The organism is Flavobacterium sp. NPDC079362, assembly GCF_050267765.1.
In the GTDB taxonomy this organism is placed as follows: domain Bacteria; phylum Bacteroidota; class Bacteroidia; order Flavobacteriales; family Flavobacteriaceae; genus Flavobacterium; species Flavobacterium azizsancarii.
The window spans coordinates 90,865-104,096 of sequence record NZ_JBNNFM010000019.1; the positions used below are offsets into that span (position 1 = coordinate 90,865).

The window sequence follows — 13,232 nt, forward strand, 5'->3', positions numbered from 1 at the left end:
GTGAATTTTATTTCACCACCTCAACCCAGAATCCTTTTGTTCTGGCAAGGAATGTATTATCATACATGGCTTCACATTGTAATCCAGGTAAGTAATAATTCCCTAAGTAAGATGCATTCAGCAAAATGCGGAATACTTTTGTTTCTCTGGATTTCATTCCAAAATAGAAATTAGTTCTGTCGTCACGAATATCTATATAATCGGCAATATTATTTGTTGCATCACCATAATCAGTAAAACGAGTATTTACAATTTCGAATCCTGAAGGCAGAATTTGGGTTAAAGCTACATTTTCAATGCTTTCATTTCTTTGGTTTTTAACCGTTACCTCAGCAATAAATTCGGTTCCCTGATTAATTTTAGAAACGTTGATTACACTGCCTTTTCTATTTTTGAAAACAATAGCAGCAGCAACATCACTCTGAACTACATTTTCTTGTCCAATTGGCAATATTCCCGTGTTTAAAACACGAACATAAATCGTATTGTTTTTATTGTTTTTGAGTGTAATGCTATTAGATCCTGTTTGAACTACTAAACTTCTGTCGGCAATTGTTTTTTGTGTATTTATAGTTTCGCTTTTACCGCTTTTGCTAAACTGAATATTGATTCCTTTAGGACCATTACTTGCTGCAAATTTCGACATCGCATACAAACAATAAGCTGTTGTTTGCGTGCTCATCCATTGATTATTAGACATTTCTTTGGCTAATTTTGAGGCCATAGTAAATGCTTTTTGTTTTTGGTCTAAAAGCAACATCGTTTCTAAAGCCATTGCTCTGTTTCTTTCGCTTGAACCGTAATAGTAATAATTGTAATCACTTGATTCATTATCAACACTTGTACGCAATAACAGATTTTGTCCCGCCGCCTTTTGACCGGCTAAAACATAAGTTGCAGCCAAACGAAGCTTACTTTCGTTCGAAATACCTTTTGTTTCACGCAATCTGTTCATTGATGATAAATCGGCATTTCCGGCTAAGGCTAATGTATATAACCTGTAAGCCTGCGCCATATCATTACCATACTTTGGTTCAAAACGCCATTGTTTCGCCTCTTTTTGTTGATACGAAATCCATTTTGATTTAAAGTTTATTGGTAAAACATATCCCTTTTTCTCTGCTTCTATCAGGAAATGTCCGGCGTATGAAGTTCCCCAATCGTCTGCAATTGTATTGCCCTGCCAGTAAAGCAATCCTCCGTTTGATAACTGAAAACTTCCCAATCTGGCAATTCCTGCAGTAATATTCTTTTGGATTAGTCCTTTTCTGGTTGCGTCTAAATCGACTACATCATTTAAAAACAATTGTGGAAAAACAGACGAGGTTGTTTGCTCTACACATCCATGCGGATACTGAATAAGAAATTGCAATCTCCCGTTCAGATTAATAGTTGGCATTGATGAAACTTCTAGTCTCGCTTTATTACTTCCGGATACACCAAAGGTTTGCCATGCAATAGTTTTTGTACTGTTTGGCGGCAAAATCACATCAGTATAAGTGCTTGTAACCGGATTAGGATTTGTCATATCAATCTCGACATCATAAACTGATTTTTCGCTTCCTGAAGTCGCAATAACCTGAACTTTCGCAATTCCTGTTGCAGCCCCCACCACTAAGTTAAAATATGCCATTTTTTCGTCAGGTTGTGCAAAAGTCAATCTTTGAACTGCACTTCCCATTACTTTTAGTCCGGCACTTGTTTTTATCTGAATGGAAACATTTTTAATTTTACTTTCGGTTGCAAAAACTGTAACAGGAATTGTTACTTTCTCCGATGGTGAAATTTTTCTTGGCAATGAAGCCAATACCATTAAAGGACTGCGAACAGGAGTTGCTTTCTCTACACTTCCATAAGCACTTGTATTTGCATCACCGGCAACCACCATTGTTCGAACAGAGCCAATATATTTAGGTAATTTCAGTTCATGTGATTTGGTTTGCCCTTTTTCTAATTTAAATGGACCATAATACAATACAACAGGTTTGAACCGGTTGGCTTTTTTGGCTTTTCCTCCGCCTAAATCCTGATCTCCACCAATACTGAAAATCTGATTTATTTTTCCGCCATATGCTCCAATAACATCATCATAAATATCCCAGGTTTTCACGCCTAAAGCTTCACGAACATAAAAACTATCCCATGCATTTGGCGTTTTAAAACGAGTTAAATCCAGTAAACCTTCATCTACAACAGCAATAGTATAAGTCATTTCTTTGTCTGTTTTCTCTCCCACTTTTACTGTAAACGTCTGCTCTGGTTTTAATACATCCGGCATTGAAAGTGTTGGAGCCAAAATGGTATTTTTGTCGACAACTTCTATTGGAACAATTCCGTACATACGAATAGGCGAATCGTTTTTGGTCGAAGCATGCGGTTGTAAAAGTGTAATATTAAAATACACATTTGGAGCCATTGCCGCCGTAATTGGAATCTCGACTTTGGTTTCTCCTTGTTTTGTTTTTGCCCAAAGTGTATGCACTACTCTTGATCCGTTTTCGATCGAAATTAAAGCACGTCCGCCTTCGCTTGAAGGAAAAGAGATTTGGGCTTTTTCGCCCACTGCATAATTCTTTTTATCTGTTGAGAATACCAACATATTTGCTGTTGAAGCATCTCTGTTACGTGTTTTTCCGGACCAAATTGGCCAGTCAATATTTACTGTCAATGCAGTTGCATGTCCGTTGTCCTGATCTGAAACCCGAATCATATAACGTCCCCATTCTTCATCTGTCAAAGTAAATTGAAAACTTCCTTTTCCGTTAGAATCTGTATCAATTATGGTCGTTTTATAAGCTGTTGTTGAGTTCGATGAGTTATAATTAGATAAATTATCGCTTGAAGAATCCCACCACCATCTCCAGTCTACCTTATAAATTCTGACTTCAAGATTTCGAACTGCTTTTGGCCTTCCGTTTTCATCAACAGTAACCACCTCAAAGCGATTATTTGCTCTTGTTTCAAGCATATTGTATTTGTTAAGCTCAGGTGCTTTTACTCCTACATATGTTTTATAGGGAGAATAAGTAGTCGAGATAACATCTGTACTAAAATCTCCTCCTTCTTCATATACTTTTGTAATGAATGACGCACGAAGCATTCCCGGCGCCTGACCTTGCAATTTAGGCTCTATATTTACTGTAGCTTTTCCGTTTTCGTTTAATTTTCCTGAAAAAACATTGATTTCCTCTGTACTAAATTTGCGTACCAAATCATCAAAAGTAAATTTATCATATCCTTTAAACGTTGTCGTTTGCTGCGAAAATTTAGCCTGCATTTCTACATTCAGATTTTTCGCAATTGCACCATGAAGCCACGTAACTTCAAGATTACTAGTATTTGGATAAGAGGACGAAAGTGTTTTTCTTGAAAAATTATTCTTTATTTTTAATCGGTTTGGTTTAATTGTCTCAATTTTAATGCTTTTATAGAACTTAGCACCACCAACGCTTATCATCGCTTCCCAATTTCCTGTTGGCGCTTCTGCACTGGTAGGAACTACAAATGAATAATGGTTTAATTCATTTGTTTTCTGAATTGTCTGATAGGTAGTTTTTCCGTTTGGATCATTCAGTCTAAACTTTATTGGATGTGATTTTGGCAGTTTATTCGACTCATCATTTAAGATAAACGATAAATATAAATTATCTCCCGGACGCCAAACGCCACGCTCTCCATAAATGTATCCTTTTAGCCCTTTTTGCAAAGTTTCTCCAGCAACATCAAAATTACTTACAGACAAAGAAAGTCCGTCGTCCAGTTTGACATAGGTCGATTGATCGCCTAAAGTAACGATGGCAAAATAAGCGAATTTATCTAATTGAAATGAAGCAATCCCTTCACTGCTTGTTGCAGCAGTAGCTATTTTTTGCTGCTGATAGGTATACAAATCAACTCTTGCATTTGATACTGGCTCTGTTGTTACTATATTATTTACGGCAAATAAGTATGATTTATTTTCTCCTCTTTTGGCAATAACCCCCAAATCAGTTGCTAAAATATTAGTTCCTATTTTGGCGTTGTAATAATACGAGCCTGTACAAGGATCTTCACTTTCTCTCCAGTCATAACTCTCATAATCATAGTCATAATCATCGTAGGAGTTGCCACTGTAGTTTACATCATTTTCATCAACTTCATCTTCGTCTTCATCATTTTGGTCTGGCTCAGAGGTTTCACATTTATATAGAGAATATTTCTTTTTATAAACAAATTCTACTCTATAAATTGCTCCCGGTTCCGGTGTAATTATTTTAGATAAATCTAAGGCAAACGTATTCCATCTACTTGGGTTTATTAATCCGTTTTCATTTAATTTTAGTGTTGTTTTTGCAATTGGCTGCGCTACTTTTTTAAGATTCTGACTTCCGTTTAATTGGTTATACTGAAGAAATTGAAGAATATTGTTTTTATAAATCTTATATACTTTTACATCAACTGCACTTAAATTTACAGCTTCAAAATTTAACTTTAAATTATTTGAACTTGGCAGAATTGTTCCGTTTTTAATAAAACGAACACTTGGTTTTATTTGTCCAAAAGTTATTTTCTCGGTATAATTCGAGTCCATTTTTTTACCATACTGGCTTTCGATTCCCTCAAAAACTTCTAATAATAATTCTCCTGTTATAACCGTTTCGGGCTGCTCATCAGGAACAACCTCCACAACTTCAGAAACAGTGTCTACTGCAACTGCTGCAGAATCGACCGCTACTGAGGCAGAATCGACAGTAACATATGCCGGCTCTTGTACCGCAACCGGAGCGGGAACTTCTTTTTTGGCTGCAGCTTCATTACTAAAATAAACTTTCAGCACGTTTCCTTGTGTCGAAAATTTTAAATTATTAGTGTTCTGAATTGAGACCAATCCTTTAAAATCCTGTCCTTTTTCTAATGGTTCCGAAAAATTGATTAAAAGGGATTGATTGCTTCCTTCCGGAATATCAACTTTTACGATTTTAAATTCATTTATACTTGTAATCGCGTAATCTAATTGTCCTTTCTTGTCAATATCAAAATCACTTCCGTCATATTTAATCTCAAGATTTGTAGCCTCATCATAACGCTGAATACTATCAATTACAAAATGGAATTCTTTAGCAGAACCTGATTTTTTTTCAAATTTAATCTTTAGATTATTTCCTTTTTGATTGGCCGAAACTAGCTTTACAGCAGTTTCAAGATCAATATTATCTGCTGTTTTTAAGACACAGTTTAAATACTGATATTGTTTGCTATACGACTGAAGATCTGCCGTATTTATCGTAAAATCCTGTTTGATTGTTTTTACCGTGAAGTTGAATTTCGAAAGTGCCGCCTCTTTTTCTTTCGGAATTGCGGTTAGTTTATCTAAGTTTAAAGTAACCTGATATTCTGTTCCGGGTTTTAATTTTTTTTCAGGAATAAAGGCAAGTGTGTTGGTGGAAAGTGCTACTACTTTTCCGTCGACACTTGGTGAAATATCTAACAAATCACTGTCTAAAACCTGATTGACTTTCCAGTCTTTTTTATCAAAGGCTAAAACTACCCGAATATCAGATTCCGAGGAGACGATTCCTCCCGTAAAACTGACGATATACTCTTTAAATAGTGAAAAATCGGAATTAAAATCAGCAGCTGATTTTCTACCGCAAGATTGAAAAATAAAGAACACACAAAACACGAGAACTAATCCTTTTGCTTTCACTTTTATTTAGAATTATAAGGTTACAAATTTAAAATTGACAGAACATTTTAAATTTTTCGAATCAAATGCATAACTGCTGTACTGTCAATTATATTGTAGTAAATATAGATTATTTTTCTAAATAATTTAAGAGGAAAATTCTCCGAAGATAATTATTTAAATTCTTAAAGAGAAAATAAGGAGTTTATTAGATTTCATAATGTTATTTTCGTCTTTCTAAAAAGAAACGTTTCATTAAATCAGCAGCTTCATTCGCCATAATTCCAGCAACTACGGTAGTTTTAGGATGTAGTTTAGTACCCATGGTTATAAAACCACGTTGTTCGTCCCGGGCTCCAAAAACAATTTTCGAAATCTGACTCCAGTACAAAGCACCGGCACACATTTGACAAGGTTCGAGCGTAACGTAAAGTGTACAATCTTTAAGATATTTCCCGCCTAGAAAATTAGCTGCTGCTGTTATGGATTGCATTTCAGCATGCGCCGTAACATCATTGAGTAATTCAGTTAAATTATGACTGCTTGCAATTACTCTGTCTGCCACAACAATAATGGCTCCAACAGGAATTTCGCCTTTCTCAAAAGCTACCTCAGCTTCCTGCAAAGCCTTTTTCATAAAATATTCGTCGGTGAAGGGATTTATCATAGTTGCAAAAATAGGGATTTTTGAAATAAAACATCAACTACAACTTTGGGGCAATTTAAAAAAGCAATTGCCTCAAAAAAATGATTTATTTCATACTTATTTTTTATTATATTTAAATGCTGATATTCAAATATGGAAAGAAATTTTAAAATATCGATTCCCGAACCTTGTCAAGAAGACTGGAATAAAATGGAGCCAAAAGATAATGGTCGTTTTTGTTTAAGTTGTTCTAAAACTGTTGTGGACTTTACTTCAATATTGCCAAATGAAATTCAGCATTTTTTTATTCAAAATCAAAATAAGAAAATCTGCGGAAGATTTAAAAATGAACAATTAGAAACTATAATTATTCAAATACCAAGTCAGGTTTTATATACACAAACGAAGTATCATAAAATATTTTTACTGGCTTTATTTATTGCTATGGGAACTACTTTATTTAGCTGTGCGGATAAAGATGGGAACAAAAATAAGATTGATAAAATCGAAATTATTGACAATACCAAGCAAAATCAGGATGAAAGCGAGGCTCATTCTTCATGTTATGGACATGAGATCGAATCTAAAAAAGAAAAAACAAAAAAAAATAGAAGTGGGATTACAATAGGCGTTTTGCTTCCTGCTAATGCTATTGAAACAGGAAGTTTTAAGTATAATATTATATACAATTCAACTGATTTAGATGTTTTACCAGTTCCAGAAAATGGAATGAAAAAATTCTATGATTTTTTTAGCAAAAATTATATTGCTCCAAACAAACCAGAAAAATTTCAGGAAAAATTAAATATCTTATTTGTAGTCGAAGAAGATGGCAGTTTGAGTAATTTTAATATCCCCAAAAATACCCCAATAAAAATAGGAGAAGAAGCTATTAGAGTTTTGAGAAAAGCTCCAAACTGGATTCCCGGAAAACTAAAAAATAAAGTCGTTCGATCAACTTATGTTTTACCGATTACAGTTAAAAATTAAAATAGTACTAATTGAACCCTACGTACAAATTAAATTTAAAACCGTAAATTTGCTTTTTACCTTACAATGAAAAGCAATTTACTTTCAGACATACACAATCCCGCTGATTTACGCTTACTTTCTGAAGCGCAACTTCCTGAGGTAGCTCAGGAATTACGTGATTTTATTATCGATGTCGTTTCTGTAAAAGAAGGACATTTAGGCTCCAGTTTAGGTGTAATCGAATTGACAATCGCGTTGCATTATGTTTTTAACACTCCTGAAGATTTATTGGTTTGGGATGTTGGACATCAGGCGTACGGACATAAAATTTTGACTGAAAGAAGAGAAATTTTTCATACCAACAGACAAATTGATGGTATTTCTGGTTTTCCTAAAAGAAGCGAAAGTATTTACGATACTTTTGGCGTTGGGCATTCTTCTACTTCTATTTCGGCAGCACTGGGAATGGCAATTGCATCTCAATTAAAAGGTGATTTCGACAAGCAGCATATTGCAGTTATTGGCGATGCTTCTATTGCATCAGGAATGGCATTTGAAGGTTTGAATCATGCCGGTGTTACTGATGCTAACTTATTGGTGATCTTAAATGATAATGCTATTGGAATTGACCCAAGTGTTGGTGCACTTAAAAAATATCTTACTGCTGTAAAACAAGGAAAAAACCCGAGACAGAATAACATGATTAAGTCTCTGAATTTTGACTATTCAGGACCTATTGACGGTCATGATCTTCCAACTTTAATCAAAGAATTAAACCGTTTAAAAAAGATAAAAGGCCCTAAATTTCTTCATATTGTAACCACAAAAGGAAAAGGCCTTCAACAAGCTGAAGAAAATCAGGTAAAATACCATGCTCCAGGAAAATTCGATGCTTCGACCGGGGAAATTCATTTAAAATCTGAGGCCAATCTTCCTCCTAAATATCAGGATGTTTTTGGTTTGACTATTTTAGATCTGGCCAGAAAGAACAAAAAAATTATAGGAATTACTCCGGCTATGCCATCTGGTAGTTCTCTAAAGTTTATGATGGACGAAATTCCGGAACGTGCTTTTGATGTTGGGATTGCAGAGCAACACGCTGTAACGCTTGCTGCCGGAATGGCGACGCAAGGTATGATTGTGTATTGTACTATTTATTCGACTTTCCTGCAACGCGCCTACGATCAGGTGATTCATGATGTGGCACTACAAAATTTGCCGGTTATTTTTTGTTTAGACAGAGCTGGTTTGGTTGGTGAAGATGGCGCAACACACCACGGTGTTTTTGATATTGCTTATTTACGAGCGATTCCCAATATGATTATCTACGCACCAATTAACGAAATTGCGTTACAAAACATTTTATACACCGCTCAATTGGGCTTAAATCATCCCATCGCAATTCGATATCCAAGAGGTCGGGGAGTTTTACCAAATTGGGAAGTAGAAAATTTCGGACATTATCAAAAAATTATTATAGGACAGGCTAGCCAACTAAAATCCGGAACTAAAACGGCTGTTTTATCTACTGGAACCATTGGAAATAACGTGACTTTAGCACTTAGCGAATGTAACAATTCTGAAACAATTGCGCACTATGACTTTCCATTCATAAAACCCATAGATACCAACGTATTAACAACTATTTTTTCTAGTTTTGAGAACATAATTACGATCGAAGACGGCACAGTAAATGGTGGGTTTGGAAGTGCGATTCTGGAGTTTGCAGCCTCGCATAATTTTAAGAATAAAGTGACCATTTTGGGCATTCCTGATACATTTATTGAACATGGTACTGTAAACCAATTACAACAATTATGCAAAATAGACGTTAAAAGTTTGATAAATCTTTTTTCTAACGGCACAAAATAATTATTTTGCACTACCAAAAAAAACTGAAATCATAATGAAATTATTGCGTTCTACCCTTTTGCTTTTATTGCTTTTGTGTACCTCACATAACTTTGCTCAAATCATACAAACGACTTTAGCTCCTAATGAAACACCTCCACCGCCTTCTAATTGGACTAAAAAAAATCAATTGGGATTTGACATTTCAGAAATTGCCTTTGTGAATTGGAGTGCAGGGGGAACAAGTTCGATTTCCGGTTTATTCAAAGGTGAATTTAACAGAACTTATGTAATAGGAAATCACAAATGGGTGAATGAACTTATTGTGAAATATGGTTTGAATAAACAGGACGGTACTGAACTTAGAAAAACAGATGACGCTCTTATGCTGAATTCTACTTATGGATTCAGAAAAGACACAGCTTCAAATTGGTATTATTCGGCTAAATTCAACTTCAATACGCAATTTACAAATGGGTACAACTACCCTAACAGAGACATTGCGATTTCGAAACCTTTTGCACCAGCGTATGTATTTTTAGGAGCAGGGGCAGAAAACTCAAATAAAAAGAAGAACAGAGTATTTTATTTCTCTCCTATTACTTTAAAGACTACTTTGGTATTAGATCAGGACTTAGCTAATCAGGGATCTTTTGGTGTTAAAAAAGCCATTTACGCTCCTGATCCGATGGATCCTAACAGCCAGATTTTAATTGAAAACGGACAGAAAATAAAAGCTGAATTTGGTATTTTATTGACCGGATATATGAAAAATGAAATTTATAAAAACATTTTTTATGAGAACAGACTGAGTTTATACACTGATTATCTTAACAAATTCGGGAATGTCGATATTGATTATGATACTCGTTTAGATCTTGTAGTTAATGCCTATGTAAAAGCAAACATTGGTATTCATTTGGTTTATGATGACGATATCAAAACTAAAAAAGATGTTATTGATCCAACAACGGGATCTACTTCTCAGGTAAATAACGGACCAAGAGCACAGCTAAGACAAGTTCTCGGTGTTGGTCTTGTATATGCTTTTCAATAATAAAAATAGCACTCTATACTAAACAAAAAAATAACACATAGAAACATCGTTTTTATGTGTTATTTTTTTTAGATCAAACAAAGTCGTTTTAATTCTTTTTTCGTCCGTTTATTGTTTCGAATAATTCTAGTGCATTTCCATCTGTTAGTAATGAAACATAATGGCAGATATGCAATAAACGTTCGTATAAATTATCTTTGTCTAACTGATGTTTTTCCGGCAACATTTTCAAAATCAGTTTATCGTAATTTGAAGCTGTTCCTTCGTATTTATTATTAAAAGCAGTTATAAATTTATCCAATAAAGTCTGGATGATTTGATAACCCACAATTTCTTTCTCGATAACCTCGCGGCTTTGATAGATTTTATCTACGCTTAAATTGATAATATCATTCATCTGAGCTTTGTATTTACTTTTATCTGTTAAGGCAAAAGGGAATTTTCCGGCAAGAATGGCTTCTTCGTTCTCAATAAATACATTTACAGCATCATTGATCAGAGTTCCTATTGCCAGAGCACGCAAATAACTGATTCTGTCTTCTTTTGTTGTTAAAGTTTTGTATTTCGCAACACCAATATTGTCTTTTACTAATTTGATTAAATATTCTAAAGCATAATCTTCAGATACCAAGCCTAGATTTATTCCGTCTTCAAAGTCGATAATTGTGTAGCAAATATCATCTGCAGCTTCTACTAAATAAGCTAAAGGATGTCTTTCAAAACCAATATCCTCTCCTGATTTATTGGTGATCATTCCCATATCTTTGGCTACTTCGCCAAAAAATGCCTTATCAGTCTGAAAGAAACCGTATTTTTTATCTGCAATTGCATTTGTTGGCTTTTTAGGCAAACTCTCTTTAGGATATTTCATAAAAGCACCTAAAGTGGCGTATGAAATTCGAAGCCCTCCTTCGATTCCTGGACGACTTGCTGTAAGAACCGAAAAACCGTTTGCGTTTCCTTCAAAATCAATTAAATCCTGCCATTCTTTGGCCGTTAACTGATCCTTGTATTTTAGTCCGTTTCCTATTGAGAAATATTCTCCAATTGCCTTTTCGCCAGAATGTCCAAAAGGCGGATTTCCAATATCGTGTGCCAAAGAAGCCGCAGCAACAATGGCCCCAAAATCATTCATATGATAACCGTGAACTTCTTTTAGATGCGGATATTTTTCTATTATTTTTTTTCCAACCAAACGTCCTAACGAACGTCCAACAACCGAAACTTCTAAACTATGGGTAAGTCTTGTATGTACAAAATCTGTTTTAGAAAGCGGAATAACCTGTGTTTTATCCTGTAGTGATCGAAATGCTGCCGAAAAGATAATTCTGTCATAATCTACCTCAAAACCCAGTCGGGTATCATCTTGTTCGACACGTAATCTCTTGCTCGTATCGCCTTGGCGTTTGAGTGATAAAAGTTGTTCCCAGTTCATTGTAATTTTAGATTGTAGATTAACTATTTTAGATTGATGATCTAAAACGTCAAAAATACATTTTATTTTAGGATTTTATCCAAACAAAATAGACTATCCCTGCATAATTAAAAGATAAATTTTTGAACATTCCTATTATTATTTTAAAACACAATGCTTTATTTGAGGATTACATTTTTAAAATATTTACCAAAAATAGTAAATGCTTCTGTTTTACTTTCTGCTGTTGGCGGTGCAGTATCTTTTAGTAAATACGGCATATTTAGTAATTCCCATTTTTGTGATCCTAATTGATGAAAAGGAATAATTTCAACACGTTCAACAGTTTTATAATGGATAAAATGTTGTCCCCATTCTTCCAGATATTCAGGTTGATCTGTCCAGCCGGGAACTAAAACATATCTTAACCACATTGGTTTTCCGGTAGATTCTCTATAGGCAGCAACTTCTAAGGTATTTTTATTGGTTAAACCGGTTAATTTGTGATGTATCTCGTCATTAATATGCTTTACATCCAACAATAAAAGATCTGTATTATCAAAAAGTTCCTGTGCTTGATGATTATTTAGTCTTCCGTTGGTGTCCAGACATGTATTAATGCCTTGTTCCTGCAGTAATTTAAAAAAATGAAGTAGTTTGTTTCTTTGAAGCAAAGGTTCTCCGCCGGAAACTGTAACTCCTCCGGTTTTACCAAAATAACTTTTCTGAAGAACAGCTCTTTTTACCAATTCTTCTATTTCGACCAAAGAACCTCCTTTGACATCTAGTGTATCTGGATTCTGACAATACAAACACCTAAACTGACATCCTTGTACAAATACTACCATCCTGATTCCTGGCCCGTCATGAGTACCAAATGTTTCAAGAGAATGTATTCTTAAATGATCGGGATCATCAATATTCAATTTTGCGGCTTCAATATCTTGTAATTGAAAATACATAGTTTCTTAAATGAAATTTAAATAATAATAACACGCTTGGTATAATTGTTTTTAACACATAGAAACATAGCTTTTTGTTTGCTTAAAAAAGGCGTTTCACTTATTTGAAACACACATAAGCTATCTATGTAAAAGAAATGAGGTAATTAACGCATGATACTAAGAAAGGAAATGTAGAAAACTTTAAAGGACATCCATTAATATAGAAACGTATCAAAATCAAATAATAAACAAAAGGCGACTTAAAGAAGATGTCAAGCAATATTTGAAAGTTGGAGACACCGTAAAATATCACTATTTAGTAGCCAATGTACCTTATGCTAAACGTAATTTTAAAATTGAAAATACAGATGCCGATAACACAAAAGTTAAACGAACATTAAAAAAAACATCTCAGATAGGTATCGATGTAAAAGAAGTATTAATCAAAAGTGGAATTAACACGATATAAGCAGTTGTTAATTATGAATTTAATGACAAAGAAAAAACCTCTATTACTTATACAGAAATTTTTGAGGTTAATGTGAATTAAACAAGAATCAAATTAAAGCGCTTTTCATAAGAGCCATAAAATCGGATAGGAGCCTAGGGATTAATTCCCTAGGCGACCTTCCACACCACCCGGCATACGGATCCGTACCAAGGCGGTTCTTAATTTACGATAC

The 13,232-nt window shown here is 34.4% G+C and carries 8 protein-coding genes; 4 read left to right on the forward strand and 4 right to left on the reverse strand.

Annotation, left to right across the window (positions count from 1 at the left end; genetic code table 11):
* Positions 1–7: 7 nt before the first annotated feature.
* Positions 8–5,686 (reverse strand): alpha-2-macroglobulin family protein, encoded by a 5,679-nt coding sequence (locus ACQKCJ_RS16195; RefSeq protein WP_427402418.1) that lies wholly within the window; start codon positions 5,684–5,686, stop codon positions 8–10.
* A 202-nt stretch (positions 5,687–5,888) separates the two neighbouring features.
* A complete protein-coding gene (locus tag ACQKCJ_RS16200) occupies positions 5,889–6,332 on the reverse strand; it encodes a nucleoside deaminase (protein WP_271338136.1) in 444 nt (147 codons plus the stop codon).
* A gap of 132 nt (positions 6,333–6,464) precedes the next feature.
* On the opposite strand from ACQKCJ_RS16200, the gene ACQKCJ_RS16205 reads away from it, so the two are divergent.
* The 3 genes from ACQKCJ_RS16205 to ACQKCJ_RS16215 all read left to right on the forward strand — a co-directional run bounded on the left by ACQKCJ_RS16205 (position 6,465) and on the right by ACQKCJ_RS16215 (position 10,191).
* Positions 6,465–7,301, forward strand: coding sequence for an energy transducer TonB (locus ACQKCJ_RS16205; protein ID WP_271338137.1), 837 nt, complete (start codon positions 6,465–6,467; stop codon positions 7,299–7,301).
* 66 nt (positions 7,302–7,367) lie between these two features.
* Positions 7,368–9,155, forward strand: coding sequence for a 1-deoxy-D-xylulose-5-phosphate synthase (locus ACQKCJ_RS16210; RefSeq protein ID WP_271338138.1), 1,788 nt, complete (start codon positions 7,368–7,370; stop codon positions 9,153–9,155).
* Positions 9,156–9,189: 34 nt separating this feature from the next.
* Entirely contained in the window at positions 9,190–10,191 is a 1,002-nt protein-coding gene (locus ACQKCJ_RS16215) for a DUF3078 domain-containing protein (RefSeq protein ID WP_271338140.1), read from the forward strand.
* Positions 10,192–10,279: 88 nt separating this feature from the next.
* Here ACQKCJ_RS16215 and ACQKCJ_RS16220 read toward each other — a convergent pair whose 3' ends face one another.
* Both ACQKCJ_RS16220 and pflA read right to left on the reverse strand, forming a co-directional pair.
* Complete coding sequence (locus ACQKCJ_RS16220) at positions 10,280–11,626, reverse strand: deoxyguanosinetriphosphate triphosphohydrolase (protein WP_271338142.1); 1,347 nt, start codon at positions 11,624–11,626, stop codon at positions 10,280–10,282.
* A gap of 158 nt (positions 11,627–11,784) precedes the next feature.
* The gene (pflA, locus tag ACQKCJ_RS16225) at positions 11,785–12,567 is read right to left on the reverse strand and encodes a pyruvate formate-lyase-activating protein (protein ID WP_427402419.1); all 783 of its coding nucleotides are present in this window, start codon (positions 12,565–12,567) and stop codon (positions 11,785–11,787) included.
* A 265-nt stretch (positions 12,568–12,832) separates the two neighbouring features.
* Between pflA and ACQKCJ_RS16230 the strand changes: the two genes are divergently transcribed.
* The gene (locus ACQKCJ_RS16230) at positions 12,833–13,018 is read left to right on the forward strand and encodes a hypothetical protein (protein ID WP_271338146.1); all 186 of its coding nucleotides are present in this window, start codon (positions 12,833–12,835) and stop codon (positions 13,016–13,018) included.
* Positions 13,019–13,232 lie beyond the last annotated feature (214 nt).